The 25,606-nt window shown below is 67.5% G+C and carries 26 protein-coding genes; 24 read left to right on the forward strand and 2 right to left on the reverse strand.

Features of this window, described 5'->3' with window-relative positions:
- The first annotated feature begins 236 nt into the window (after positions 1-236).
- The 4 genes from HUA76_RS36145 to HUA76_RS36160 all read left to right on the forward strand — a co-directional run bounded on the left by HUA76_RS36145 (position 237) and on the right by HUA76_RS36160 (position 4,394).
- On the forward strand, positions 237-1,238 hold the full coding sequence (locus tag HUA76_RS36145) for a dihydrodipicolinate reductase (protein WP_141643257.1): 1,002 nt from the start codon (positions 237-239) through the stop codon (positions 1,236-1,238).
- Positions 1,239-1,254: 16 nt separating this feature from the next.
- A complete protein-coding gene (locus HUA76_RS36150; RefSeq protein ID WP_141643258.1) occupies positions 1,255-1,704 on the forward strand; it encodes a MaoC family dehydratase N-terminal domain-containing protein in 450 nt (149 codons plus the stop codon).
- Positions 1,704-2,378: a MaoC family dehydratase gene (locus HUA76_RS36155; RefSeq protein ID WP_141643259.1), complete on the forward strand. Its 675-nt coding sequence runs from the start codon at positions 1,704-1,706 to the stop codon at positions 2,376-2,378. Before HUA76_RS36150 ends, HUA76_RS36155 begins: the two co-directional genes overlap by 1 nt.
- A gap of 171 nt (positions 2,379-2,549) precedes the next feature.
- Positions 2,550-4,394, forward strand: a complete 1,845-nt coding sequence (locus tag HUA76_RS36160; protein ID WP_174463437.1) for an acyl-CoA dehydrogenase — start codon at positions 2,550-2,552, stop codon at positions 4,392-4,394.
- A 125-nt stretch (positions 4,395-4,519) separates the two neighbouring features.
- Here HUA76_RS36160 and HUA76_RS36165 read toward each other — a convergent pair whose 3' ends face one another.
- Positions 4,520-4,972, reverse strand: a complete 453-nt coding sequence (locus HUA76_RS36165) for a biopolymer transporter ExbD (RefSeq protein ID WP_141643261.1) — start codon at positions 4,970-4,972, stop codon at positions 4,520-4,522.
- Positions 4,973-4,991: 19 nt separating this feature from the next.
- Entirely contained in the window at positions 4,992-5,720 is a 729-nt protein-coding gene (locus HUA76_RS36170) for a MotA/TolQ/ExbB proton channel family protein (RefSeq protein WP_141643262.1), read from the reverse strand.
- A gap of 43 nt (positions 5,721-5,763) precedes the next feature.
- Here HUA76_RS36170 and HUA76_RS36175 point away from each other — a divergent pair, with 43 nt between their 5' ends.
- From HUA76_RS36175 to HUA76_RS45830, 20 genes are all read left to right on the forward strand, one after another.
- Positions 5,764-6,594: a DUF4292 domain-containing protein gene (locus HUA76_RS36175; protein ID WP_174455855.1), complete on the forward strand. Its 831-nt coding sequence runs from the start codon at positions 5,764-5,766 to the stop codon at positions 6,592-6,594.
- A gap of 60 nt (positions 6,595-6,654) precedes the next feature.
- Positions 6,655-7,413, forward strand: a complete 759-nt coding sequence (locus HUA76_RS36180) for a general secretion pathway protein GspE (protein ID WP_141643264.1) — start codon at positions 6,655-6,657, stop codon at positions 7,411-7,413.
- Between the two features lie 9 nt (positions 7,414-7,422).
- On the forward strand, positions 7,423-8,418 hold the full coding sequence (locus tag HUA76_RS36185) for a general secretion pathway protein GspE (protein ID WP_174463438.1): 996 nt from the start codon (positions 7,423-7,425) through the stop codon (positions 8,416-8,418).
- 80 nt (positions 8,419-8,498) lie between these two features.
- On the forward strand, positions 8,499-9,440 hold the full coding sequence (locus HUA76_RS36190) for an ABC transporter ATP-binding protein (protein WP_254614727.1): 942 nt from the start codon (positions 8,499-8,501) through the stop codon (positions 9,438-9,440).
- Positions 9,437-10,489: an ABC transporter ATP-binding protein gene (locus HUA76_RS36195; protein ID WP_174463440.1), complete on the forward strand. Its 1,053-nt coding sequence runs from the start codon at positions 9,437-9,439 to the stop codon at positions 10,487-10,489. Before HUA76_RS36190 ends, HUA76_RS36195 begins: the two co-directional genes overlap by 4 nt.
- The gene (locus HUA76_RS36200) at positions 10,458-10,865 is read left to right on the forward strand and encodes a DUF2085 domain-containing protein (RefSeq protein WP_174455851.1); all 408 of its coding nucleotides are present in this window, start codon (positions 10,458-10,460) and stop codon (positions 10,863-10,865) included. The genes HUA76_RS36195 and HUA76_RS36200 overlap by 32 nt, the downstream gene beginning before the upstream one ends.
- 81 nt (positions 10,866-10,946) lie before the next feature.
- Positions 10,947-11,579: an RNA polymerase sigma factor gene (locus tag HUA76_RS36205; RefSeq protein ID WP_141647175.1), complete on the forward strand. Its 633-nt coding sequence runs from the start codon at positions 10,947-10,949 to the stop codon at positions 11,577-11,579.
- The gene (locus tag HUA76_RS36210) at positions 11,576-13,051 is read left to right on the forward strand and encodes a zf-HC2 domain-containing protein (RefSeq protein ID WP_174463441.1); all 1,476 of its coding nucleotides are present in this window, start codon (positions 11,576-11,578) and stop codon (positions 13,049-13,051) included. The genes HUA76_RS36205 and HUA76_RS36210 overlap by 4 nt, the downstream gene beginning before the upstream one ends.
- A 95-nt stretch (positions 13,052-13,146) precedes the next feature.
- Positions 13,147-14,133 carry a TadE/TadG family type IV pilus assembly protein gene (locus HUA76_RS36215; protein WP_174455849.1) on the forward strand — a complete coding sequence of 329 codons (987 nt, stop codon included), beginning with the start codon at positions 13,147-13,149 and terminating at the stop codon, positions 14,131-14,133.
- Between the two features lie 15 nt (positions 14,134-14,148).
- A complete protein-coding gene (locus HUA76_RS36220) occupies positions 14,149-16,206 on the forward strand; it encodes a TadE/TadG family type IV pilus assembly protein (RefSeq protein ID WP_174455848.1) in 2,058 nt (685 codons plus the stop codon).
- Between the two features lie 20 nt (positions 16,207-16,226).
- Entirely contained in the window at positions 16,227-17,393 is a 1,167-nt protein-coding gene (locus HUA76_RS36225; protein ID WP_254614710.1) for a TadE/TadG family type IV pilus assembly protein, read from the forward strand.
- 1 nt (position 17,394) lies between these two features.
- Entirely contained in the window at positions 17,395-18,171 is a 777-nt protein-coding gene (locus HUA76_RS36230; RefSeq protein WP_141647177.1) for a hypothetical protein, read from the forward strand.
- The gene (locus HUA76_RS36235) at positions 18,168-18,989 is read left to right on the forward strand and encodes a hypothetical protein (protein WP_174455846.1); all 822 of its coding nucleotides are present in this window, start codon (positions 18,168-18,170) and stop codon (positions 18,987-18,989) included. The genes HUA76_RS36230 and HUA76_RS36235 overlap by 4 nt, the downstream gene beginning before the upstream one ends.
- A complete protein-coding gene (locus tag HUA76_RS36240) occupies positions 18,986-19,210 on the forward strand; it encodes a hypothetical protein (protein WP_141647169.1) in 225 nt (74 codons plus the stop codon). The genes HUA76_RS36235 and HUA76_RS36240 overlap by 4 nt, the downstream gene beginning before the upstream one ends.
- Positions 19,207-19,977 carry a hypothetical protein gene (locus HUA76_RS36245; RefSeq protein ID WP_174463442.1) on the forward strand — a complete coding sequence of 257 codons (771 nt, stop codon included), beginning with the start codon at positions 19,207-19,209 and terminating at the stop codon, positions 19,975-19,977. The genes HUA76_RS36240 and HUA76_RS36245 overlap by 4 nt, the downstream gene beginning before the upstream one ends.
- Before the next feature lie 126 nt (positions 19,978-20,103).
- Positions 20,104-20,838, forward strand: a complete 735-nt coding sequence (locus tag HUA76_RS36250) for a hypothetical protein (RefSeq protein ID WP_174463443.1) — start codon at positions 20,104-20,106, stop codon at positions 20,836-20,838.
- A gap of 188 nt (positions 20,839-21,026) precedes the next feature.
- Positions 21,027-21,842, forward strand: a complete 816-nt coding sequence (gene cpaB, locus HUA76_RS36255) for a Flp pilus assembly protein CpaB (RefSeq protein WP_141647166.1) — start codon at positions 21,027-21,029, stop codon at positions 21,840-21,842.
- 39 nt (positions 21,843-21,881) lie between these two features.
- Complete coding sequence (locus tag HUA76_RS36260; protein ID WP_141647165.1) at positions 21,882-22,727, forward strand: type II secretion system F family protein; 846 nt, start codon at positions 21,882-21,884, stop codon at positions 22,725-22,727.
- Positions 22,728-22,737: 10 nt separating this feature from the next.
- A complete protein-coding gene (locus HUA76_RS36265; protein WP_141647164.1) occupies positions 22,738-23,628 on the forward strand; it encodes a type II secretion system F family protein in 891 nt (296 codons plus the stop codon).
- The gene (locus HUA76_RS45830; protein WP_371823565.1) at positions 23,609-25,588 is read left to right on the forward strand and encodes an FHA domain-containing protein; all 1,980 of its coding nucleotides are present in this window, start codon (positions 23,609-23,611) and stop codon (positions 25,586-25,588) included. Before HUA76_RS36265 ends, HUA76_RS45830 begins: the two co-directional genes overlap by 20 nt.
- Positions 25,589-25,606 lie beyond the last annotated feature (18 nt).

Below are 25,606 nucleotides of genomic sequence, written 5' to 3' on the forward strand. Positions count from 1 at the left end.
TTGGAGGTCTCCGGGAGGTCGCGGGCCTGTCTTTCGTTATACACGCCTTGCCTTGCACCCAAACAGGGCCCCCCGCAGGTTTTGCGCCTGCAAGCCCCGGAAATCCTTGGAGGTTCTTCCTTTGTGCAAGAGTGGTAGAACCAAGTCATGCTTGCCTGCTCGCCAAGGTGTGATTTATGGTGCGCGGCAAGGCTGCGTTTCAACGCTAACCCCTTGGAATCCTGGAGCAATCTCCGATGGCTAGAGCCCCAGCAGGGCCGGTGCCGGTGGTGGTGATGGGGCTGGGATTCATCGGGCAGGAGATTGCCAGAGCTGCCCTGTCCTGCCCGGAAGTGGAATTGATTGGGGCCGTGGATACCCACTCCTCCCTGGTCGGTCGTCCGTTGGGAGACGTGCTGGGCGGGCCCGCGCCGCGCGTCAAGGTGATGGACTCGCTGGAGAAGGCCGTGGGCCGCCGCAAGGGCGCGGTGCTGCTGCATGCCACGGGCTCCCGACTGCCGGCGGTGATGGACCAATTGCTGGCGGCGCTGAAGCTGGGCCTGCCCATCGCGAGCACCTGTGAGGAGCTCGCCTTCCCGTACCTGAAGTACCCGGAGCTGGCGGACAAGCTGGACCGCGCCGCTCAGCGCGCCGAGGTCTCCATCGTCGGAGCGGGCGTCAACCCGGGTTTCGTTCTGGACAGACTGGTGGCCACGGCGGGGCAGGTGTGCGGCCCGGTGCGGCGCGCGACGGTGACGCGGGTGGTGGACGCTCGCACCCGCCGGGAGGCCCTGCAGCGCAAGGTCGGCGCCGGTCTGACCGAGGAAGAGTTCTTCGAGTTGGTGGATGGTGAGCAGCTCGGCCACGTGGGGCTGGTGGAGTCGGCGGCACTCGCGGCACTGGGCCTGGGGTTGGATTGTGATGACTACGAAGAAGAGGTAGCCCCCGTGTTCGCCGAGGAAGACATCTCGGGCGGTGCGTTCGCCGTGAAGAAGGGACGGGTGGCGGGCATGTTCCAGTCGGTGGTCGGGTTGGAGGACGGGCAGGAGCGGGTTCGACTGGAACTGACCATCGCCGTGGGGGCTGACGACCCGAAGGACCGCATTGAAATCGATGCGGATCCTCGTTTGGTGTTGGAAATCCCGGGGGGAGTGGCAGGCGACCGGGCCACCGCGAATGCGCTGGTGAATGCCGCGCCACGCTTGACGGCCGCCGAAGCAGGGCTCCTCACGGTGCTCGAGCTTCCGGCCGGACGTTAGAGTCAGGAGAGGGATAATGCTGGACAAGAATGCGATCGGCCGTGCCTCGCCGCCGACGCTCAACGAAGTGGAGAAGGGTGCCATCCGCCGCTTCGCGGAGGCCATCGGAGACTACAACCCGATCTACTACGACGAGGAGTACGCTCGGGCCTCCGGATATCCCACCATCATCGCGCCTCCCACGTTTCCCGCGTCCTTCCATTCGGCCGCGGACTTGAGGGAGCTGCTTGGCGTGGGCATCAAGAGCCTGCTGCACGCCGAACAGGGCTTTGACTACGAGCGGCCCATCTTCGCCGGGGACCGCATCTACGTCTCCACCCGCGTCGCGGACGTCTCCGAACGACAGGGCATGTCCGGCAAGATGGACATCGCGGTCATCGAGGATGAAGGCCGCGACGAGGAAGGCAACCTGGTGTTCCGAGCCCGCCGGACGTTGGTGGTCCGCGCCTCCAAGGAGACCCCGTGATGCCCGCGCGCAAGCTCTACTTCGAGTCCATCCGCGTCGGAGACGAGCTGCCGGCGCTGGCCAAGGCCCCGGTGGACCGTGTCCAGCTGTCCCGGTACGCCGGCGCCTCTGGCGACTACAACCCCGTGCACGTCGACGAGCTCTACGCCAAGAGCGTGGGCATGCCGAGCGTGTATGCCCCCGGCATGCTGGTGATGGGCATGCTCGGCCAGCTCATCAGCGACTGGGCCCGGGGCGGGCAGATGCGGCGCTACAACGTGCGCTTCATCAAGATGGTGTGGCCGGGTGACACCGTCGTCTGCAAGGGCCGGGTGAGCAACCGCCACGGCACCGCGGGCCGTTACTTCGTGGACATCGACCTGTGGGCGGAGAACCAGCGCGGTGAGCTGGTGATGAAGGGCGGCGCGCAGATTCAGCTCTTCTACTCCCTGGAGGACGAGAACCGGCAGCGCTCCGGCCAGTCCCCCATCGTCATCGAAGTGCCCCGGGAGAGCCTGGCCGCCACCCCCACCACGTCCACGGGCGGAGGCTCGAGCGAGGCCTCGGCCGTCGACGAGGAGGCAGACGAGTCGGACGAGCGCCGCACTGGCGCCTCGTCCAAGAAGACCGTCCCCCGGGAGAAGCCCGCTGCCAAGACGGCGACGCTTCCCTCGCCCAAGAAGGCGAAGAAGTAGCGGTTTCATGGCCTGCGGTGAGGGGCGGCCTGGGTGGCCCCTCAACGCAGGGTGTCATTCAGGGTTGACTCAAAAATCAGTCGCCGCCACACTTCCTGTGTCTCATTCGCGCCGCTGACCCGAGGCCTTCCCATCCGAAGGCGGGCAGCGAGCCGTCACGCAGGAGTGGCCATGTCCGCCGGCATCAACACCTACAAGACCGACCTTCGAGAGATTTTCTTCGCTTTGTTCGAGCAGTTCGGCTTCGGCCAGGTGGCCGGTCAGGCCCCGTACGACGCCTGGGGTCCGGATGAGGCCAAGGCGGTGTTGTCGGAGACGTACCGCTTCGCGCGCGAGGTGCTCGGGCCCCTCAACTCCGTGGGAGACCGTGAGGGCTGTCGGGTGGAGAACGGCTCGGTGCTCACGCCCACGGGCTTCAAGGACGCGTGGAAGAAACTCTACGAGCAGGGCTTCAAGACGGTGGCGGTGAGCCCGGAGCACGGTGGCCAGGGCGCGCCGATGATGCTGCAGGTGACGGTGGAGGAGCTGCTATCGGGCGCCAACACGGCCTTCAACATGTACCCGGGCCTGTCGTTCGGCGCGGCGGAAGTCATCGCCGAGTGCGGGACGAAGGATCAGCAACACCTCTTCGTGGAGCGCATGCTCAACGGCACGTGGGGCGGCACCATGTGCCTCACCGAGCCGCACGCCGGCTCCGACGTGGGCGCGGCGAAGTCCACCGCCCGCCGCAACGCCGACGGCACGTACAACATCCGCGGGACGAAGATCTTCATCTCCGGCGGCGACCACGACATGGCCCAGAACGTCATCCACCTGGTGCTCGCGCGCATCGACGGCGCGTCGCCCGGCACCAAGGGCCTGTCGCTGTTCATCGTCCCCAAGCTGCGCATCAACAAGGACGGCAGCTCCGGCCAGCCCAACGACGTGTCCGTGGGCTCCATCGAGCACAAGATGGGAATCAACGGCTCGGCGACCTGTGTGCTGAACTTCGGTGAGAGCGACGGCTGTCTGGGCGAGCTCGTCGGCACCGTCGAGCACGTCGGCATGAGCCAGATGTTCAAGATGATGAACGGCGCGCGCATCGCCGTCGGCATCCAGGGCGTCGCGCTGGCGTCGGCCGCCTACTACAACGCGGTGGACTACGCGAAGGACCGCAAGCAGGGCTCCCACTTCACCAAGTGGAAGGACCCCACCGCGCCGCGCGCCGCCATCATCGAGCACCCGGACGTCCGCCGCATGCTGCTGGACATCAAGTCCCACGTGGAGGGCATCCGCGCGCTCATCATCAAGCTGGCCATGCACCTGGACAAGGCGCGGCAACTGGCGGGCAAGGACGACGAGGCGGCCACCTACCACAAGGGCCAGGTGGAGCTGCTCACCCCGCTGGTGAAGTCCTACGGCTCCGACCAGTCCTTCCGTCTCTGCGCGCAGGCCATCCAGGTGTACGGCGGCGCCGGCTACATCCAGGACTACCCGGTGGAGCAGTACACGCGTGACTCGAAGATCTTCTCCATCTACGAGGGCACCAACCACATCCAGGCCATGGACCTGGTGGGCCGCAAGCTGGGGCAGGCCGGTGGCATGCACTTCCAGCAGTTCATGGGTGACGTGGGCGCCTTCGTGGAAGCGCACCGTGAGCACGCCGTCTACGGCGAGGCCGTGAAGCTGCTGGCGAGCGCCCAGGAGGCCCTCATGTCCAGCGCGATGACGGTGTTCAGCTGGTCGCAGGACGGCGGCAAGTTCCCGCTGATTCCGCTGTCCGCGAACCGCTTCCTCAACATGATGTCCGAGGTCGCCGTGGGCTGGCTGCTCCTGGACGCGGCGCTCATCGCGGACAAGGCGCAGGGCGCGCTGTCGGCGGACCACCCGGACCGCGCGTTCTACGAGGGCAAGAAGTACAGCGCCCTGTACTACGCGCGCAACGTGCTGCCCAACGTGGAGCAGGCCGCGCGCCTCATCGCCCTCGAGGACACCTCCCCGATGGAGATCACCGACGCCGCGTTCGCGTCCGTCTGAGTCGCGACATCGTCTGACGGGGCGCCCTGACAGAGGGGCGCCCTCCAGAAACACCGAGGCCACCTGGGGATTCGCTCCCGAGGTGGCCTTCGTGTTTCAGCGGCGGCCGTGTGACGGGAAGGGTGCTACTCGCCCTCGCGCACGCCGATGGCGAGCTGACCCAGGCCCGCCTTCTTCGCCAGCTCCATCACCTGGACGACGGTGCCGTGCGGGACGCCCTCATCGGCCTGGACGATGACGACGGTGTCCGGGTCCTTCACCTTGGCGGCGTCGAAGGCCTTCTGGAGTTCGTCCTGGCTGACGACGTTTCCGGCGAGCACGAAGCGGCCGTCGGCGAGCACCGCGACGGACATGTCCGTGGTGCGCGCGGTGACGTCCGCGGCGCCGCCCTTGGGCAGGTTCACCTTGAGGCCCGACTTGGCGCCTCCTCCGGGCCCCTGCTGGACGATGACGGAGCTGGTCACCATGAAGATGATGAGCAGCACGAGGAAGATGTCGGTGAGCGGGGTGATGTTGATTTCGGCGAAGACACCTTCTTCGCCTTCGTCACCGGACCCCGGTGTCTTGCCCATGGCCATGGCGCTCGGTTCCCTGGGACTAGGCGGGCTGCGTGTCGACGCGCGCCGGAGAGGTGGGGGGCTGCTGTGAATCGACGCGGGGCGCGGGCTCGGGAGGAAGGCCCGAGGCGCGCTCCTTGAGCAGCTCCGCGAACTCGTCGCCCATCAGCCGCAGCTCCACCAGCACGCGCGACAGGCGGGCCTGGAAGTAGTTGTAGAAGACCATGGCCTGCACGGCGACGAGGATGCCCACCGCCGTGGCGACCAGGGCCTCGGAGATGCCCGTCATCACCGCGCCGGTGCCGCCGGTGCCGCCGGCCTCCACGTCCAGGCCCAGGTCCTTGAACGAGCGCATGATGCCGGCCACGGTGCCGAACAGGCCCACGAAGGGCGTAATCGAGCCGATGGTGGCCAGAATCCAGAGGTTGCGGCGCAGCTTGAGGCCCACCTGGGCGCGCTCGCGCTCCACGGCGGCCTCCACGCCCGCGCCGCCTGAGCCGCGGGTGCGCTCCCACCGGTCGAACCCCGCGAGGAAGATGTCGGCGGCGACGGAGTCGGAGCGCTCGGCGGCGGTGCGGGCCGCTGGCACGTCGCCACGAAGCAGGTGCTTGCTGACCGCCTCGCCCAGGAGGCGGGAGCGCTCGCTCACCCCCCAGAGGGCGATGATGCGCTCGACGGCCACGACGAGCGCGCCGACGGAGGCCAGCAGCAGCAGGGCCAGGGTGACTCCGCCGAGGCGGAGGTAATGCAGGATGTCGTTCAGGCTCATTGGTGGGTGACCCGGCAGGGCGCCATGGCCCAGACTAGGAGATATGAACCGCGCAGCCGCCGCAATCTTCCTGGCAGTGCTCTGTTCGGCCTGCCCCAAGCGCATCGAGTTCGGGCCGGAGGGGCAACTCACCGACGCCGAGGTCGTCTATCAGCGTGTCCGGCAGAACCAGGACAACGTCGTCTCCCTCGAGGGAGACGCAAAGCTGCGTGTCGAGTCTCCCCAGCAGAGTGGCACCATTGGGATGTTCCTTTCCGTCACCCGCCCGGCCCTCCTGCACCTGGAGACGTTCGATTTCTTCAACCGGCCCCTCGCCTCCCTCGTCGCGGACGGGACGCGCTTCGGCCTGTACCAGACGGAGACGCACACGTACTACCAGGGGCCGGCGAGCCCGCAGAATGTGTCGCGCTTCCTGCCCGTGGTCCTGCCGGGCGAGGAACTGGTGGCCATCATGCTGGGCCAGGTACCCCTCATCCCTCCGGAGCGCATGACGCTGGAGCTGGACACGAAGGAGGGCGTCTACGTGCTCACCCTCCATCGGGGGACGGCCCGCCAGGTGCTCCAGGTTCACCCAAAGTATCTGCGCGTGGTGAAGAGCCAGGTGCATGGCGTCCCCGGCTATGACCTGGCCTTCGACGACTTCCTCGAGCGGGGAAACCTCATCTTCCCGGGCAAGGTGGAGCTCATCGCGAAGCAGGCGGGGACGAAGCTCCAGCTTCGCTACCAGCAGATCAAACTCAATGGCCGGCCGGACCTCACGCTCTACGAGCTGACGCCCCCGGAGGGGGCCAAGGTCGTGGAGGTGGATGACTCGGGGCGGGAGCTGCCGGCCGGTGCCCCCGAGTCGCCGGCGCCCCCGGTGCCGGGTTCCTGACCGGGCAGGCACGGAAGAAGAAGCGCAGCGGCTGGAGTCGGGTAGAGTGGCGCCCACGACATGGCACAGATCAAGCTCGGAGAACTGCTGATCAAGGCGAATGTGCTCCAGGAGAGCCAGCTCAAGGCCGCGCTCGCCGAACAGGCGAAGTGGGGCGGCAAGCTCGGCGAAATCCTGGTCCGGATGAGCCTCGTCTCCGAGGACATCCTGGTGCGGGCGCTGTCCAAGCAGCTCGGCATGCCGGCGGTGAACCTGGACGCGGTCCAGATGGTTCCCCCGCATGTGAAGGCCAAGATTCCGCCGCAGACCGCCCGCGACTTCTCCGTGCTGCCGTTGCAGCTGCGGGACGAGGGCAAGACGCTCGTGGTGGCGATGTCGGATCCGCTCAACATGCGGATGCTGGACGAGCTTCGGGCCGTGACGAAGTGCCGCATCATCCCCAACGTGGCGGGGCGCACCTCCATCGCTCGGGCCTTCGCCCGCATGTACGAAGAGAACATGGAGCTGGAGGACGCGGACACCAACTTCAAGGTGGTGGACGCCCAGGGCCGCACGGTGGTGAAGAACCTGAAGGACCTGGATCCGGCCGCCGCCGCGGTCATCTCCGCGCCCAAGCCCGCGCCCCCAGTCGCGCGTCCCGCGCCGCCGGTGCCAGAGGCCCCTCGCAGCACGGCGGGCACTGGCAGCCCGGCCGACCTGTTGCGCAGCGTGGAAGAGGTACAGCGCAAGGAAGTCGCGGCCCTCAAGGCCATGGTGGAGCTGCTCATCGAGAAGGGTGTGTTCTCCCGCGACGAGTACCTCGCGAAGGTCAAGCGGTAGCCCGGCCTTATGCGCAAGAAGATTGGTGAGCTGCTCGTCGAGGCGGGGGTGGTGACGGAGGAGCAGGTGCGGGTGGCGCTCGGGCGTCGAGGCGCTCCGGGGAACCTGCGGCTGGGCGAGACGCTGGTGGCGCAGGGGCTGTGCGCGCCGCTGCATGTGGCTCGGGCGCTGGCGGTGCAACACGGGCTGCCCTTCGTGGAGCTGCCCGAGGAGATTCCCCCGGCGGTGGCCTCGCTGGTGTCCCTGGACTTCCAGGCGGAGCATCGCGTCCTGCTCTTCCGCATGGAAGTGGAGGGGCGCAGCGAGCGCATCCACGTCGCCGTGGAGGACCCGGGGGATTTGACGTTGGTGGACGAGCTGCGCTTCCAGCTCCGCAAGCAGGTGCGGGTCTTCGTCGTCGCGTCGGACGACCTGGACGCCGCGCTGGCCCGGGCGCGGGGAGAGCCGCTGGACATCGTCGAGGCGGAGCCGCTGTACGAAGAGGATGGCTCCGGCCCTCCTCCCGTCGCCGCGGGGACGCCACTGGAGTGGGAGATGCCGGAGACACCGAAGCCCCCCGCAGCGAGACCCCCTGCCGCCGCCGCGGCTCCCTCGGCCCGTCGGCCCGGGACGCCGCCACCCCCGCCCGCGGAAGCCCTGCGGCCGGGGGCTGGGGGAGATGCGCTGGATGATCTGCTGGGCGTGAAGCCGGCCGCTCGGCCACCGCCGCCTCCTCCGCCCATCTTCGAGGCGGACGAAGAGGAGAAGCCCCGAGTGCCGGTGGTGATGTTCGGTGGGGCCGCGAAGGGTTCGCAGCCCGCGCTGGCGCTCACGCCGCCGCCTGACTTCTCCGACGATGATCTGGCCATCCTCGACGACCTGGAGCGCATGTCCCGGGGCGACGAGGCGGTGCTGGACACGGAGAAGGTGAAGCCCGCGCGCATGGTGGCCAGCCTCATCCGCCTGCTCATCCGCAAGGAGATCATCCAGGAGGTGGAGTTCCTGGAGGAGCTGGCGAAGAAGTGACGCCCGGCGCGTCGCCCTCGGGGGACGGGCCCCTCCTGGACGTCCGAGGGCTCGCCGTGGAGCTGTCGAGGGACGAGGGCATGGTGCGCGCGGTGGACGGTGTGTCCTTCGCGGTGCCTCCCGGCGGAACCCTGGGCGTGGTGGGGGAGAGCGGCTGTGGCAAGAGCCTCACCGCGCTGTCCCTGTTGCGGCTGGCGCCCCGACCTCCCGTGCGAGTGGCGGCGGGCGAGGTGTTCTTCCAGGGCAGGGATTTGCTGAAGCTCTCCGACGAGGAGCTGCGGCGCGTGCGCGGACGCCATGCGGCCATGGTGTTCCAGGAGCCGATGACCTCGCTCAACCCCGTCTTCACCGTGGGGGAGCAGATCTCCGAAGGCGTGCGGCTCCACCTGGGGGCCTCGCGCTCGCAGGCTCGGGAGCGCGCGGTGGAGATGCTGCGCCAGGTGGGCATCCCCGCGCCGGGTGAGCGCGTGGACGCCTGGCCTCATCAACTGTCGGGCGGGATGCGGCAGCGGGTGATGCTCGCCATGGCGCTGGCGTGTGACCCGTCGCTGCTCATCGCGGACGAGCCCACCACCGCGTTGGACGTCACCATCCAGGCGCAGATCCTCGACCTGCTCAAGCGCCTGCAGGCCGAGCGCGGCATGGCGGTGATGCTCATCACCCATGATTTGGGCGTGGTCGCGGAGAGCTGCGACACGGTGGTGGTGATGTACGCGGGGAAGGTGGTGGAGCACGCTCCGGTGCGCGAGCTGTTCGCCCGGCCCGCCCATCCCTACACGGCGGGCCTGTTGCGCTCGCTTCCGGCGCTGGGGGGCGAGGTGGAGGAGGGACGAGCCGGGCCTCGGCGTCGCCTGCGCGCCATCCCCGGCATGGTGCCCGCCCTGGGGCGGTTGCCGTCGGGCTGTGCGTTCCGCGAGCGGTGCGAGCGGGCCCAGGAGGCATGCGCTCGCGTGACGCCCGTGCTCGAACTCAAGCGGGGCGGGCAGCTCGCGGCCTGCCATCATCCGGTGCCCGCGCCATGAGCACCGAGCCGCTCCTCCAGGCGAAGGATGTCGAGGTCCACTTCCCCGTGCGCGGGGGCTGGTTGGGTCGCTCGCGCGGCGCGGTGAAGGCGGTGGACGGCGTGACGTTCGACGTCTTCCGGGGGGAGACGTTGGGGTTGGTGGGGGAGAGCGGCTGCGGGAAGAGCACCCTGGGGCGCGCGTTGCTGCGCCTGGTGACGCCCACCGCGGGCTCCATCCACTTCGACGGACAGGACCTCACGGGGCTGTCCCAGCATCGCCTCCGGCCGCTGCGGCGACGCATGCAGCTCGTCTTCCAGGACCCGTATGCCTCGCTCAACCCGCGCATGACGGTGCGGGATATCCTAGGCGAGCCGTTCGACATCCACGGTCTCGCCCGAGGGCCCGGGGAGCGTGAGCGCGAGGTCGCCGCGTTGCTGGATGCGATGGGCCTGCCGCGCGAGGCATTGGGGCGCTACCCGCACGAGTTCTCCGGAGGGCAGCGTCAGCGGCTCGGAATCGCTCGGGCCATCGCCCTGCGCCCGGACCTGGTGGTGGCCGACGAGCCCATCAGCGCGTTGGACGTCTCCATCCAGGCGCAGATCGTGAATCTGTTGGTGGACCTGCAGCGCGAGCGCGGCCTCACCTATGTGTTCATCGCGCACGACCTGAACATCGTCGAGCATGTCTCCACTCGCGTGGCGGTGATGTACCTGGGGCGCATCGTGGAACTGGCGCCCTCGGACTCGCTGTACCGGCGACCGCGCCATCCGTACACGCAGGCGCTGCTCGCGTCGGTGCCGGTGCCGGACCCTGAGCGGGCACGCACCCGGCTGCTGGTGCCCGGAGAGCCGCCCTCGCCGCTCGCGCCACCTCCGGGCTGCACGTTCCACCCGAGGTGCCCTCACGCGATGGAGCGGTGTCGACGCGAGTCGCCCCCGCTGTATCCGCTGGGCTCCGGGCATTCCGCCGCGTGCTTCCTGGCGGAAGGGGAGTCCCACCAGTCCTCGACCGCCCCGCGGTCCGGAGGTGCCGACGGTGTTCTGGCTCAGTCACCATCATCCGGATGAGTACAACCGCACGTACCGGCTCGGCGGGCTCCGCGTCTGCGCGCGGTGTCTGGGGACCTATCCGGTGCTGATGGCCACGCTGGTGGGGCTGTTCATCGCGCGCGCCCCGCTGGGTTGGCCCTGGGATGTTCCCGCCGTGCTGCTGCTCACGCTGCCGGCGCTGGTGGACTGGGCGGTGGGGCGCTTCCGCCCGGCCTCCGGTTCCAACGCGGTGCGGACGGCGACGGGCGTCCTTCTGGGGATGGCGCTCGGCCGGTCGCTGTACGTCCACGTCCAGCGCCCCTTGCCGGGGGTGCTGCTGGCGCAGGCCGCACTCGTGACAGCCGTCGCGCTCCCTGTCATTCTCGCCACTTACCGGAAGCCACGTCCGGATTAGACCCTGGTGGCCCGTCGCCCGTTAAGAGGGCACGGGTTGAGGGTGGGCCGGAGTGAACGTGGCTCCACGAGCGATGGGGGAGTGTTGGGACCGGAGACCTCAGACGAGCGATTGATGCTCGCCTTCCAGGCGGGGGACGCTCGCGCGTTCGAGGCGTTGGTGCGAAGGCACCGGACACCGGTGTTCAACTTCATCCTTCGCTTCGTCGGGCAACGGGCACGGGCGGAGGACGTGCTGCAGGAGACATGGCTGAAGGTGGTACGCAGCGCCGGCGAATATCAGGCGAAGGCCCGGTTCACGACCTGGGTCTACACCATCGCGAGGAACCTCTGTGTGGACAGCGCGCGCAAAGAGAGCTACCGCCAGGCCGCGTCCCTGGAGTCTCCGGTGAGTGGCGTGGACGGCGAGGAAGGCCGCGCGCTGGCGGATGCGCTGCCGGACTCCGGCGCCAGTCCGGAGCGGGGCGCGTACAACGCCCGGCTGCGTCCGCTGCTGGAGCGCGCCCTGGCCTCCCTGCCAGAAGAACAGCGTGAGGTGTTCATCCTCCGCGAGTACAGCGGCATCCCGTTCAAGGAAATCGCCGACGTGACGGGCGTCTCGGAGAACACGGTGAAGAGCCGGATGCGCTACGCGCTCGACGGCTTGCGTCGCCGACTGGCGGAGCTGGGCGTGGATGGCGATCTCGCCGAGGACGGAAGGACGGTGGTGGGATGAAGCCGCAGAACCTCCATGCGCACGAGGACCGGCTCCTCGACTTCGCCTATGGCGAGCTGCCCGCCCCGGATGCCCAGGTGGTGGAGTCGCACCTTCAGGGATGCGCCCGCTGCACCCAGGCCCTGGACGACATTCGTGGCGTGCGAGTCACCATGGGCCATCTCTCCGAGGAGAGCGCGCCCGACGCGGGGCTGGAGTCGCTGCTGGCGTATGCGCAGCAGTCCGCGCGCAGGGCCAGCGCGGGGCCCGCGCCCAAGCCGTCGCGCTGGCGCCGCTGGCTGCTTCCCGTTGTCGGGCTCGCCTCGGTGAGCACGCTGGGAATCCTCACGTTCTCCGCGCAGTCCCCGGAGCTGACCCAGGCCAATCTCGCGGCAGCCGAAGTGATGCCGAGCAAGAAGGCCGCACCCGTACCGTCCGCTTCGGCACGAAGCGCCGAGCCCTCCGCCGCGCCGGCTCCGGCCGCCGCCGCGGAGGCTCCGCCACCTCCTCCGGAGATGCGTGACGATGATGCCGCGTATGCCCCCAAGGACGCGGCGAAGACGCGAAGCGCGGAGGTTCAGCGCGCGGAAGGCTGGGCGCTGGCGGGGAGCGGAGGCGACGTGGGGGGCCGAGGCCGTGCCGATGAGCTGAAGGCGAAGGTCAAGGGCGCGGAGTCGTTCGGGGGCAAGCAGAGCCGCTCGAAGACCGCCCCCGCCGAGAAGTCCCAGCGAGAGGTGTCGAACCTCGATGAGGAGGCCCTGGCGGAAGCCGCTCCGGCTCAGGCCGTTGCATCCAGCAGCCCTCCCAGGGATGGGCTGCGGCTGGGGGGCCCGTACGCGAAAAAGGAGGCGAACAAGCCCAGTGCGGATGACCTGGCCAAGGACGGCGCATGGGACGAAGGCCCGGGGGCGCCCGCCCTGGAGGCCGTCACCGAGCCCCTGGCGCAGGGCACCGTGGTCAGCGCCCCCGCGCCATCCTCCGCCAACGAGAGCCGTGGAGGCGTGGCCCAGCAGCCGTCCGATGCGCGAGAGCAGTTGGAGCTGGAGCGCGCTTCAGCCTCCCGGGCGAAGTCCCCGATGAAGGCGACGAGGAAGGCGGATGCCGTCCCCGAAGCCCCGATGCCGCGCCCCGCTCCGGTCACCCCCGCGGCGGTGGGGCGCTCCGAGGCCGAGGATAAGACGTCGGGTTCCTCCGTGGCGGAACTCTCCCGCCAGGCCCAGTCCGCGAACCGGGCAGGGGACAGGAGCCAGGAGGCGAGGCTGTTGAGACTCGCCCTGGCCGCCGGGGCATCTGGAACCGAGCGTGCGGGACTGCTCAACCGGCTGTGTGACGCGGAGCTGGCCCTGGGGCGTCGACGCGAGGGGCTGGCGGCGTGTAATCAGGTTTTGACGGAAGCTCCTGGTTCCAGCGCGGCCCAGGCGGCGCGTCGCCGATTGAGCCATGAGGCTGAATCGGTTGAAACACCGACGAGTGACGCCCAGCCGGCGCCGTAACCACCCGCGATTTTTCAATAAATGGGAGAGCGGGACGGTTGAAGCTGGCCATTTGACCGATGCGTCTCAGGGGCGCTGATCGAGATAATGGCACCATGGGAATGGAACAGGACTCGCGGCCGCGGGGGGCGGCTGGCCGGCAATCCGGGCAGGCCATGGTCGAAGCGGCGATGATCATGCCGCTCGCTGTGTTCATGACGCTGGGAATCATCCAGCTCACGTTGATTCAGCACGCCAAGCTGATGACCGAGTACGCCGCGTATCAAGCGGCGCGTGCCGGCATCGTGTGGAACGGCAACAACGAGCGCATGCATGACGCGGCCATCGTCGCGTTGCTGCCCACGTTGGGCCGGACCGATGACATCGGCAACCTGGCGAAGACCTTCGCCATCCATCAGATCTACGACTCCGCGATGCGCACGCTGAACTTCGGCGGCGGCGTGGTGCCTCGGACGGTGAACGGCTCGAACCTGTTCGGCCTCATCCGGGTGGACACCATCAACCCGGCGTACTTCACGCCCATCAACACCATCTGGAAGCTGCGCACCGGCTTCAACTGGCAGGAGCTCGACTTCGACGGCTCGGACAGCTTCCCAGAGGTGCCGTCGCTGGAGAACAACATCCGCAAGTTCTTCAACCTGCCGGAGCCGGATGACTCCGAGCTCGTGTACCGCAAGGCGACGCGGCTCACCATCCGCCTGCGCTACTTCTACGAGATGAAGGTCCCGTTCGCGAACTGGATCATCTTCACCGCATGGTACGCGTCCAACGCGCAGGTGGCGCTGCGAGGAGCCATTGACCGGGCCACCCTCGTTCCCAAGTCCAACATGATGTCGGATGGCGGCAACCTCACGCCGCTGGCCGCGATGGCCAAGGGGATTGACCATGAGCAGGGCTACAACTCCCTGTACCCCGCCGAGATGTGGGTGCTCTGGGGGCTGGCCACCGGCAGCATCCCGCTCGTCTCCAGCCTCGTGGGCAAGCGCTACTTCATGCCCCTGTCGGCGACGTACACCATGCGCATGCAGTCCAACTTCCACCGCAAGTGGATCATGCACCTCAACCCCGACTGGGGCATGTAAGAGGACTCACGCACCATGTTCACTCGAATCCTCCGAAAGAGCTTCCAGCGCCAGGAGGGCCAGGCCCTCGTCCTGGCCGCATTGATGGTGTTGGTGATGTCCATCGCGGTGCTGACCACCGTGAACATCGGCCACACCGTGCATGAGCGCGTGCGCCTGCAGAACACCGCCGACGCCGCCGCCTACTCCATGGCCGCCATGGAGGCGCGCGCGTTCAACTTCTACGCGTACGCCAACCGCACGCAGGTCTCACAATACGTGTCGGCGATGATGTGGCACTCGCTCATCTCGCTCATCTACTCGGCCGAGGCGTTCTTCACGGACCTCTTCGGGTTCATGAAGACGCTCAACCCATGTGCCGGCAAGCGGAAGAAACTTTGGATCGTCCTCTGTCCCATCCTCGAGGTGGTCCCGTACGTGGGGCAGGTCATCAAGGCGATCAACAAGATCATCACGGCGTACAAGAACATCTTCCTCAAGCCGTTCCAGCAAGTCCTGAAGGCGGCCAACCCCGATAGATGGTTGGGGAAGTACATGATTCCGGCGCATCGGGTGCTCAACGGGGCCATGTATTTCATGTCCCAGGCGGTGATGATGTCCGCCTCCACGCACGTGGTGCAGACCGCGCAGGGCGTGCTGGACTCGAACGACAAGAACCTCAACTCGATGGCCAGCCAACTGGCGACGGGCTTCTACAGTGAGTGCCTCTTCAGTCAGGCGCACAACGAGCACTCCGGCGGCAAGCCGCTGAACCCGGGCACGTGGAAGAACCCCTTCGGCGCGCTGGACGTGACGAAGTACGCGCGCAATGACGAAATCGCCCGCGCCAAGCGGTCCATGGGCGGCATCACCAACGCGACCCGTTACTCGTGTGACCGCGAGGGCGGCTCCTGCCCCGAGCGCTTCATCACTTCGCGCCGGATCGGCGACGTCCTGCCGCTGCCGAATGCGCTCGGTTTCCTGCGCGACATGTTGAACAACGGTGTGAATGCTCCGGGCATCATGGAGTTCCAGAAGATGGGGCAGACGCGCATGTTGTCCGCGACGTTCCCCACCGCGCGGAACACCATCAACTCGCGCAACTACATCCGGGATTGGAACGACAACCTGAACCCCTGGGGCATGACGGCGCAGGGCGACAACATGGGCGCCGACGACCTGTACTGGCTGAAGCTGGGGCCCGCGGAGGTCGACGTGGGCGTGGGCAAGGCGGACAACCCCCTGTCGTGCAACAACTCGGACCCGTATACGCGCTGCTTTGGCGACAACCGGAAGGGGAAGGGCGACAACTCGCGCACCAAGCTCCCCTACAAGGAGATGACGAAGCCCAGTGTCTGGGCGCTGAACGACAAGGACACCGGCAGCGTCAAGGGCGGCGTCCACTGGCGAGTGCACTACCCGCGGAACACCGAGCAGTGGCGCAACCACTCGGCACCCAGAGGCGTCGAGCGGGAGGTGGGCATCCACACCGAGAAGGTCTGCGTGCTCAAACTGGTGGTCTGCTGGTTCGAGGTGGACGTCTACACCGCGAACGTGCGTCCGGCCCAGGACGGCAACCACCCCTGGGGTGGCGTCACGCCGTTCATGCACTTCGAGCCCGGTCAGTATGCTGGAAACACCTGCAACCCGACTGCGAACGCAAACAAGGGTGAGCTGGCCAAGCGCACGATGGACTTCAACCAGCCCTCCGCGTGGGTGGCGCTGAACAAGTCGCCGGAAGACGTCGTGAACAAGGCCAACACGGATGGCACGGGTACGAACGCTCCCGCGCTGTTGAACGACGAGGGCAAGGTGAAGTTCACCTTCACGCCAGACTCAGAGGGCCTGGAGATGCTGAACAACCGCAAGAAGTTCCTCAGCCTCACCGAGGGCCTCAACGTCATCTCCCGTGGCCAGAGCTACTACCACCGGCCGGGCAACTGGACCGAGCAGCCCAACTTCTTCAACCCGTACTGGCGCCCGCGCCTGGCGTCCGTGTACCAGGGCCGCAATCAGCTCCCGGTGGTCGGGTCCATGCTGGACGCGCTGCCTGGCGCGCTCCAGGGCTTTGCCCCGAAGGTCATGACGCACTGAGGACCGCGATGAAAACTCTCATGTCTCGAAAGAGTTTCCGACGCGGAGCCGCCACGGTGGAGTTCGCTCTCTCCGTGCCGCTCCTCGTCATGATCCTGATGTTCAGCATGTACCTGACGGAGTTGGTCCGGGCGAAGCTGAAGCTCCAGGAGATGGCCCACTACGCCGTCTGGGAGATGACCAGCTACACGCTCTCCGACTTCGCCAAGGCCGACCACGATGCCGCATTCGAGGATGCGCGGCAGGAGGCGCACAAGGAGCTCATCGAGCGCTTCAAGGACATGGACTCGGTGGAGCCCAACGGGCCCGCGGGATCGTTCATCGCGCGCTACAGCTCGGTGCAGGGAACCATCACCAACAAGGAGATTCCCTTCCTCGAGTCCGGGATGCTGGGCAATCCCGGCAGCACGGGCGAGGGCGGCAGCCTGGGCAGCGGAGTCATCAGCATGCTCAACCGCGGCGCTGGCGCGGTGCTGAACGGCTGGGGCTTCAACAACAAGGGGTGGGTGGAGTCCGAAGTCACGATGAACTTCGACAACGTCATCATCCCCCGCAGCTACCTCGACGAGAACTCCGGTCCTGGAGGCTTCTTCAAGTCGGACACCACCGGGGGCCATGACCTGTCGAGCCTCCCCATGCGCTCGAAGTTTTCGATGTACGCCAACGGCTGGCACATGCCGGACGGCGGCGACGCCATCGTCCGGGACCGGCGGGCAGGCAACCACCGCGGGGGAAGCGACCCTCACGGCATGCATGCCCAGGTGGAGCGGATGGTGTTCCTCGGCCTGACGAAGGCCCTGGATGGAGCCGTCGGCGGCGTGCTCGACTTCCTGGGGAGCATCCTGCCGAACTTCTTCGGCACCTATGTCGTCGCGCGAAACTACGGTATCGATCCCCAGCAGAAGGGGGACTGCAACGGTCTGACAGGCTATGACGGCCCGGCCAGCAGCGGCCTGCATGCGATGCGGGGCCTGCTCGACCACGACCGCCCGGACTGTTTCGACACGGCTCCGTTCCGTGACGAGATGACCTACGGCGACAGCAACTACATCAAGCTGTTCCTGGCGCGTGGCCCGCACTTCATGGGGTGCAAGAAGGCCATGGCCGACGACCCGTCGGATCCGGACGCCACCCAAGAGGCGACGAACAAGGATGAGCAGGACAACAAGATTCGCTGTGAGCAATAAGGTGGCCCGCCGGCTCCTGCTCGGTTTCGCGCTCCTGGCCGTGTGGCCCGCGCTCGCCGAGCAGGAGGTGCCCGTGTATCCGGGCACCATCCACACGCGCATCGGCAACGACCTCATCATCGGAGGCGAGTACTACCGGCTCGCCTACTTCACGACGACCGACCCCATGAAGAAGGTGGTCGCGTACTTCGCGCAGAAGTGGCGCGACGAGGGCTACCCCACCGTGGTGGAGGGAGACCTGGAGGAAGAGGCCGTGGTCTCCGCCCTCTTCACTCGCGAGGGCCTGCAGCGAGGCGTGGTGTTGCGCACGCACCTGGGCAAGACGGTGGGCTTCACGGCGCTGAGGGACATGTGGACCCGTCCGCCGAAGTCTCCTCCGTCCGGCCTGCTGAAGTTGGAGGGCACGCTCTACAGCCAGGACCTGGCGACGCGGGACGACCCGGGTGGTTCGCAGAACCGCACTTCATTGGTTGCGGGGGACTTGTCGGACGTGCAGCAGCGGGTGGGCACGGAGCTGACGCGCCAGGGCTTCGAGCCGGTGCGCAGCACGGTGACGAAGCTGGGGGGCGGCACGCAACTGACGATGGAGCACGCGCGCAAGGGCGAGCAGGTGATGACGACCATCTCCCAGGTGGACGAGGGCATGTCGTCCGTCATGCAGACGTGGGTGGGCACGGACCGTCCGGACGGGGTGCCCAACGACGAGGCGGTGCGCAAGAGCCGCGAAGCGTGGGAGCGGGAGCAGAAGGCGAAGCCGGCGAAGGGAGCGGGGAAATGAGGGCGTCGTGGGCGGTCATCGCGGTGATGCTCATGGCCGCGCCCGCGCGCGCGGAGGAGAACCCCGCGGCGCGTGAGGTCATGTCCCATATGGCCCGGGGCGCTCGCAGCGCGCGCGTGGGCGACTGGGTGACGTACCGTTTCGACGGTGGCGCGGGCGGGATGCGCATCTACTACTGGCGCATGGCGGTGGTGGGGGAAGAGAAGGACAAGGAGGGCCGGGACGCGGTGTGGGTGGAGATGGAGGCGGGCATGCATCCGTCCATGAAGTCCCCGCTCATGCAGATGCGCATGCTGGTTGCTCGCGAGGGCGAGCAGATTCGCTATGACGCCATCTCCCGGCTCTTCGTCGGTGGGCCCACGGACCGTCCCCAGGAGTACTCGCAAGAGGCGCTGGACCACGTCCTGAAGACGATGGACCAGGAGGAGAAGGACAACAAGGTGCCAGACCCCGAGGACGCAAAGGTCGTCCTGCCGGCAGGGGTCAAGCCCGTGTTGCGCACCGGCAAGGAGACGCGGGTGATGACGCTCGCGGGGACCGTGACAGTCGTTCCGGTGGAGCTGGTGATGAAGAAGACCGTCGTCAAGCGGATGTGGATCAGCCGCGAGATTCCGTTGATGCAGTTGGCGAAGATGGAGATTCCGGGCATCGCCCATTCGATGGAGGTGGCGGAGTACGGTATCGACGCCAAGCCACGTATGGTGCTACCGCCCCCCTCCGCGCCCAAGGTCCGCCTGGAGTACGCTGACCGCATCTTCCCGGACCTGCCAGGGATGGACGCCCCCAAGGAACCCGCCGATTCGGAGAACGCCCCATGAGCTTCCCCAAGACGCAGCGCCTGCGCGCCTCCCGACGTGGGCAGGCGATGGTCGAATACTCCATCCTGAACTGGGTGCTGGTCGTCGCGCTCGTCATCGGCGCGTCGGTCAAGGTCCGCTGGACGGATGACGTCCAGTCGAACGTCATCGACCTGTTCATGCGCTCGTACCAGATCTACTACGACTCCTTTTATTTCGTCCTGAACCTGCCGTTCCCGTGACGACCCGGAGCGAAGTGGGGGCGCCGTCGCCCCTGGGGTTGCGGCTGCTGCATGCGGCCGTGTTCCTCGCCATGGCGGCGGGCGTCGTGTACGTCGCGGTCCCCGAGTGGCGGCACCTCGCCCAGGTACTTGGCCAGTCGTTCCATTCGGGCCCGCTGCCGCGCTGGACGCTGCTCGCGGGTTCCGTGTTGGCGGTGGTGAGCGGACTGCGCCTCGTCTGGGGACTGGTGCGGGGTACGTCCGCGCCGCTCTGGGCCTCGGCCGTCGCGTTGCTGTCCGTGGTCGGCGCGGTCGGGGCGGGGGATGGACGCTCGCTCAGGGAGACGCGCTCGGAAGAGGCGACGAACCTGTCCCTCCTGCGGGTGGCTCGGCGGGTCCATCTGTCGATGGTGCAGGAACTCCAGGCCCACGGCGAGACGCCCACCGATGAGGAATCCTGGCGCAAGGCGCTCGTGGTGGCCGGTCCCAACAACGAGCAACTGCGCACGCGCGAGTTCCGCGCCGTGCCCGTCCAGATTGTGTGGCTTGAGTCGGAGGAGTCGCGTCCCTCGCCACTCATTCCCAACACGCTGTGGGTGCACGTGACGCCGGACGGAATCGGCTTCAGCATCCGCCCGGTGGGGCTCCGAGCGGGTGAGCCCGCGCTGCTTCAAGACGACCGCGCGCGGGAATTGGTGCTGCGCGGCCTCTACAACCCGGACCTGCCTCCGATGCGGGAGCCCGCCGCGTCGCCCATCGAGCAGCTGTCTCCTTCGCCAACTCCCTGACACGTCGGGTGCACGCCGGTGTTGCCGACGACCCGGGACTCAGCCAGTCTCGGTCCACCTCATGACGCGGTGGCCCAGGGCCGGAGGGGTCGCTTTCGCATCAACGACGAGGACAAGGAGCGCGCAATGGCGCATGCGGCCTGGAAGTGGGTGGTCGTCGCGGCGGCGGTAGGGGCAGGGGTGCTGGCTTGCAGTGACGACGATGACGGCGGCGGAGGCGGGACGGACGGCGGCCCCATCACCTTCGATGCGGGGGTGAACAAGCAGCGGCCCGGCTTCGGTGAGGACCCGGGGTCTCCCGTGGGCACCACCTTCGCATTCCCTCCGGGCGTGGAGATCGCCGGAGAGCTGTACGGCGCGAATGACTCCACCAAGGACTGTGGCAACGGCGTGGCGCCGGTGGGCACGGGCCCAGCGGTGCTGGTCTGCGTGCCGCTGCGAAACAACACCGGCGCCCCGGTGCTGATGACCTTCGAGCCGGGCCTCGTCATGATGAACACGGCGCCCAGCCGAATCCAGAACGGCATGTTGATGGACCGCGTGCTCATCAACCTCCCTCCCACGGGCATCGGGCCAGGCGGCATCGACGCGGGCACGGACGGTGGCACCGAGGAAGAGGTCTACGTGGTGCCCTTCCACCTCTACTGCCTCAACCAGGAGCGGGCCCCCTCCGAGCAGGATGGCACCTTCGCGTTCGGCCCCGTCTCCACGGACCCGGACATCCAGGAGCTGCTGCGGCTGCTGAGAGGGAAGACCATCGACAACGAGGACGAAGCCAACGTCGTCCAGGACGCCATTTACAGCATCACCGAATACAACGGGTTGACCGACGACGACCGCAAGGCGCTCGCGGGCCTCTGACGCAACCGCTGAATTCGACAGGGATGGCGCGGGATTCGGTGCTGTCGCGGGAGGTGGTTTTGACACCTGCTGTATCGCACGGCTAACATCCCGCGCCATCGGCGCCAAGGTGCGCCTTTCTAGATTTCTACACCCTCGAACGCCTTCGCCGCCGAACGGCGCCCCCCCGTTTTGGAGGTTCCTGAACCATGCTGAAGGGCAAGACCCCGCTCGTCGTCGCGCTCGTACTCGGCCTTCTGGCCGGCGTCATCGCGTATTCCGCCATCAAGAAGAAGGAAGCGGACGTGCGCCGCGGCTGGAACCTGGTACCCGTGGTGGTTGCGGCCCAGGACGTCCCCGAAGGCACCGTCATCTCCTTCGAGATGATCTCTCAACGTTCGGTGCCGGAGCAGTTCGTCACCTCGTCGGTGGTTCGTCCGGACTCGGCCTCCTACGTCGTGAACCAGAAGGTCCTCGTGGCACTGCAGGCGGGTGACCCGCTGCTGTGGAGCCAGTTCGAGACGACCAAGGCCGCCGAGCGCCTGTCCTCGAAGGTGCAGAAGAAGATGCGCGCGATGACCATCGAGGCGAAGAACACCACCGCCGTCGGCGGCTGGATTCGCCCGAACGACCACGTGGACATCATCGGCACGTTCCGCGACCCGCAGACCGACGAGAACGTCGGCGTGACGCTGCTGCAGAACATCATCGTGGTGGCGACCGGAAAGATCACCGGTACCACCAACGTCAACCTCATCCCGGAAGGCCAGCGCGACTACAACAACGTGTCGCTGATGGTGCTGCCGGAAGAGGCGGAAATCCTCGTGCTGGCCGCGGAGCTCGGCGCGCTGACGCTCAGCTTGCGCAACGAGGACGACGTGGACCTCATCGAGGAGCGCGGCCGCGCCACCATCAGCACCCTGCTGTCCGGTGAGCGTACCCGCGTGCTGGAAGCCAAGCGCCGGGAGATCATCCAGATCATCAAGGGCGGCAGCGAGAAGGCCGCCGCCGCTGGCGCCCAGTAGTCGGCGCCACGCCGCCCTCACCCCCAGGGAAGCGCGCCCATGCTTGCCGGAATCGTCCTCCTCCTCGTCACAGGCTCTGTCTTCTTCTTCAGCCTGGTGATCTTCAGCGTCCTCTCGAAGGCGTACGAGCAGTACCAGGAGCGCTATGTCGCCAAGTCGATGAACGACTTGAGCGACATGTTCCTCTTCATCGATGCGCGCCAGATGTTGGTGCTCAACATCGCGTGCATGTGCTTGCTGGGCATCCTGACCTACATCATCTTCAACCCCATCCTGGCCGTCGTGGCCACGGTGTTCGGCTTCTTCCTGCCGATGCTGATGGTCAAGCACTACCGCAAGCGGCGCATCAAGAAGTTCAACGTCCAGTTGGTGGACGCGCTGCAGGCGATGGCCAACGCGTTCAAGGCCGGTCTCACCTTCCCGCAGGCCATCGAGCATGTGGCGCGCGAGGCGATGGCGCCGCTGTCGCAGGAGTTCGGCCTGTTCGTGAAGGAAGTGAAGCTGGGTGTGCCGTTGGAGGAGGCGCTCATCAACATGGGCCGCCGCGTGGGCAGCGACGACCTGGAGCTGGTCGTGGTGTCCACCAACATCGCGCGTCAGCTGGGCGGCAACATGGCGGAGATGTTCGAGACCATCTCCACCGTGATTCGCGAGCGCTTCCGCCTGGAAGGCAAGATCGACGCCCTCACCTCGCAGGGCAAGCTGCAGGGGTGGATCGTGGCGGCCATGCCCGGCGTGCTGGGCATGGTGCTCAACTACATGCGGCCGGACTTGATGGAGCCCATGATGAACCACTTCTTCGGGTGGATCCTCGTGGTGATCATCGCGATCATGGAAGTGCTCGGCATCCTCATCATCCGCCGCATCGTCAACATCGATATCTGAGGGGTGCTCCGTGGACATCCTGACGCAAGTGTTGGTCGGCAGCTCCGCGCTGCTCTTCGCGGGGGCCATCGGCTTCCTCGGAATCGGCCTGTACCAGGTGCTCTTCGAGCGCTTCCTGTCGGAAGTGCGCGACGAGTCCCAGGGCGGCATGAAGGGCTTCGGCTCGGTGGCCATCCGCCGCCTGGGCGCCATGAACCGCCGCTTCATCTGGCCGAGCTACGAGGCGAAGTCGCGCCGCAACCTCATCAAGGCCGGTGAGCCCCAGGGCTACAAGCCCGAGGACATGATGGCGCTGCAGGAAGTGAGCGCCGTGGTGGGCCTGCTGATGGGCCTGTTCATCCTGAACGGCACCGGACAGAACCTGGTCTGGTCCCTCCTGTTCCTGCTCTTCGGGATGTACTACCCGATGCTCTGGCTGAACGACCAGGTGAAGAAGCGCCACCTGCTCATCAGCCGCGCGCTGCCGTACAACCTGGACCTCCTGACGCTGTCGGTGGAGGCGGGTCTGGACTTCACCGCCGCGCTGGCCAAGGTGGTGGAGAAGGGCAAGGCGGGTCCGCTTCGCGAGGAGCTGCAGCTGGTGCTCAAGCAGCTCAAGATGGGCAAGACGCGCGAAGAAGGCCTCAAGAGCATGATTGTGCGCGTGGACCTGCCGTCGCTGACGACGTTCGTCACGGCGCTCATCCAGGCGGACAAGATGGGAACGAGCCTGGGCAAGGTGCTGCGCATCCAGTCCACGCAGATGCGCATCGACCGCACGCAGCGCGCGGAGAAGCTGGCTGGCGAGGCCCCGGTGAAGATGCTCTTCCCGCTCATCGCCTGCATCTTCCCGACGGTGTTCATGGTGCTCTTCGGGCCCATCGTGTTCCAGTTCTTCTTCGGTGAGCTCGCGGGGGGATAGTCCTCTGCCGATTCTCCTCTCCATCACCAAGGGGCTCCAGCAGGGAAGGGAGCTCGTCTTCGAGCAGGCCGAGGTGAACATCGGTCGCACGCCGGAGAACGACCTGGTGCTGCACGACCATGGCGTCTCCCGGCTGCACGCCCGCATCGTCATGCGCGGCGGGCAGTACTTCACGCAGGACATGGGCAGCTCCAATGGCACGGCGCTCAACGGCAGCCGGCTGCTGGGCGAGCAGCTCCTGCGTGACGGAGACCGCATCGGCGTGGGCCCGGTGGAGTTCACCTTCCTCTGGGTGCCTCCGGACGGGGACGAGGACGCCACGCGTCCCATCCGCCGCAACGCGCCAGTGCCACCGCCTCCCGGTGGCCTGGATCAGCAGTACCTCCCCACCGGCGAGGTTCCCCTCATCGCGCCCGTCGCCCCGCGCCAGGCCCCGGTGCTGGTCGAGGACGCGCCAGCGGTGTCTCCGCCCAGCGGCAAGCGGCCCCTCGTCGCGCCCGTGGCGCCACGCCCGCCGCCACCGGTGCTGGCGGATGAGTTCCCAGCGCTGCCACCGCCCAGCGGCAAGCGCCCCCTCGTCGCACCCGTGGCGCCTCCCAGCCTTCCGTTCATGGAGGTCCTGGCGGAGGAGCGCACCGAGGTGGCCTTCACCGGCGAGCGGCCCGTGGTGGTTCCGACCCTCCTCCCGCTCATGGACTCGCAGCCGGAGGAGCGCACCGAGGTGGCCCTGCCCCTCCGGGTGCCACCCATCGCCACCGCCATGCCTCCGGGGCTCATCGAGCTTCCGACCGAGGAGCGAGAAGAGCGCACGGAGCTGGCGCTACCCACGCTCCCCGACCTGGGCCTCCTGGACGAGCCGACCCTGGATGATGCCACCCGGCCGATTCGGACCCGCGCTCCAGGAGCCCCGGCCTTCGCCCTCTCGGCCCTGGCCGTCGCGCCAGCCCCCGGGACGTCGCCGCTCGCCGCGGAGTCCACGACGAAGGTCTCGCCCGCACCCGCTCCCACGGGGCCGAGCGCCGCGGACCGGGCCCGTCAGCGGCGGGAACTCGCGAGCTCTCGCGGCGGACGGCTCCTGCTCTGGTGGCGAGGGCTGCCGCTGGCCCGCAAGCTCCTGACGAGCACGGTGACGCTCTTCGTGCTGGGGCTGGCGGGCAGTGCGCTGGCCTTCGTCTTCCTGCCGGGCGGCCTGGCGGCGGGTGGACCCGGTTCGGAGCCCCTGAGCCTGGGCGTCGAGAACGTCCCCGACTCGTTCGGCCTGGGCGAGGGCGTGCGCTGGGAGCGCACAGACCAGAAGTCCTTCGACTTCCAGTTCGTCGCGCCCACCCGCGCCGTGGCCCTGCTGCACTACCAGGCCAGCGGAATCTCCAAGGAGGAGGTGTCCCTGGCGCTCAACGGGGTGAACCTCGGCTGGGTCCCTCCGGATACCACCACCACCGCCGAGCGCGAGCTGGAGCACATCCTCCCCGCCAATACGCTCAAGCGCGGGGCGCTCAACAGCTTCGTCTTCGACAACGTTCGCAACCCTCCCGGAAATGAGACGTGGCGGGTCTGGAACCTGCGGCTGGAGGTCATCCCCGTGCCGGAGCTTCCCCCCGAGCAGCTGCTCTCACAGGCGCGGGAGTATGCCTCCACGGGCCGGCGGTTCTTCGACACCAAGGGCGTGGGCGCGGAGAACCTCTTCCGGGCCTGGCAGCAGTTCCGCTTCGCCTGGCTCACCCTGGAGGCCCTGGACACCAAGCCGGACCTCTACCAGGACGTCCGCTACCAGCTGTCCCAGGTCTCCGCCGAGCTGGACCACCAATGCGCTCAGCTCATGCTGGAATTCCAACGGAGTGTGCAGTTCCGGAGCGCGAGGAAGGCCCGGGCGGCGCTGCAAGAAGTGAGCAGACGCTTCCCTACCACCGAGCATCGCTGCCACAATCTTGCCCAGGAAAAGGCGTTCGAGCACGAGCTCTGAGCTGGTGCTCTTTTTTCA

This window comes from Myxococcus sp. CA056 (assembly GCF_013336715.1).
Classification (GTDB): Bacteria; Myxococcota; Myxococcia; order Myxococcales; family Myxococcaceae; genus Myxococcus; species Myxococcus llanfairpwllgwyngyllgogerychwyrndrobwllllantysiliogogogochensis.

Coding starts and splice junctions, on each gene's coding strand:
- HUA76_RS36145 (WP_141643257.1), top strand. CDS start 237: ATGGCTAGAGCCCCAGCAGGGCCGGTGCCGGTGGTGGTGATGGGGCTG.
- HUA76_RS36150 (WP_141643258.1), top strand. CDS start 1,255: ATGCTGGACAAGAATGCGATCGGCCGTGCCTCGCCGCCGACGCTCAAC.
- HUA76_RS36155 (WP_141643259.1), top strand. CDS start 1,704: ATGCCCGCGCGCAAGCTCTACTTCGAGTCCATCCGCGTCGGAGACGAG.
- HUA76_RS36160 (WP_174463437.1), top strand. CDS start 2,550: ATGTCCGCCGGCATCAACACCTACAAGACCGACCTTCGAGAGATTTTC.
- HUA76_RS36165 (WP_141643261.1), bottom strand. CDS start 4,972: ATGGCCATGGGCAAGACACCGGGGTCCGGTGACGAAGGCGAAGAAGGT.
- HUA76_RS36170 (WP_141643262.1), bottom strand. CDS start 5,720: ATGAGCCTGAACGACATCCTGCATTACCTCCGCCTCGGCGGAGTCACC.
- HUA76_RS36175 (WP_174455855.1), top strand. CDS start 5,764: ATGAACCGCGCAGCCGCCGCAATCTTCCTGGCAGTGCTCTGTTCGGCC.
- HUA76_RS36180 (WP_141643264.1), top strand. CDS start 6,655: ATGGCACAGATCAAGCTCGGAGAACTGCTGATCAAGGCGAATGTGCTC.
- HUA76_RS36185 (WP_174463438.1), top strand. CDS start 7,423: ATGCGCAAGAAGATTGGTGAGCTGCTCGTCGAGGCGGGGGTGGTGACG.
- HUA76_RS36190 (WP_254614727.1), top strand. CDS start 8,499: ATGGTGCGCGCGGTGGACGGTGTGTCCTTCGCGGTGCCTCCCGGCGGA.
- HUA76_RS36195 (WP_174463440.1), top strand. CDS start 9,437: ATGAGCACCGAGCCGCTCCTCCAGGCGAAGGATGTCGAGGTCCACTTC.
- HUA76_RS36210 (WP_174463441.1), top strand. CDS start 11,576: ATGAAGCCGCAGAACCTCCATGCGCACGAGGACCGGCTCCTCGACTTC.
- HUA76_RS36215 (WP_174455849.1), top strand. CDS start 13,147: ATGGGAATGGAACAGGACTCGCGGCCGCGGGGGGCGGCTGGCCGGCAA.
- HUA76_RS36220 (WP_174455848.1), top strand. CDS start 14,149: ATGTTCACTCGAATCCTCCGAAAGAGCTTCCAGCGCCAGGAGGGCCAG.
- HUA76_RS36225 (WP_254614710.1), top strand. CDS start 16,227: ATGTCTCGAAAGAGTTTCCGACGCGGAGCCGCCACGGTGGAGTTCGCT.
- HUA76_RS36235 (WP_174455846.1), top strand. CDS start 18,168: ATGAGGGCGTCGTGGGCGGTCATCGCGGTGATGCTCATGGCCGCGCCC.
- HUA76_RS36240 (WP_141647169.1), top strand. CDS start 18,986: ATGAGCTTCCCCAAGACGCAGCGCCTGCGCGCCTCCCGACGTGGGCAG.
- HUA76_RS36250 (WP_174463443.1), top strand. CDS start 20,104: ATGGCGCATGCGGCCTGGAAGTGGGTGGTCGTCGCGGCGGCGGTAGGG.
- cpaB (WP_141647166.1), top strand. CDS start 21,027: ATGCTGAAGGGCAAGACCCCGCTCGTCGTCGCGCTCGTACTCGGCCTT.
- HUA76_RS36260 (WP_141647165.1), top strand. CDS start 21,882: ATGCTTGCCGGAATCGTCCTCCTCCTCGTCACAGGCTCTGTCTTCTTC.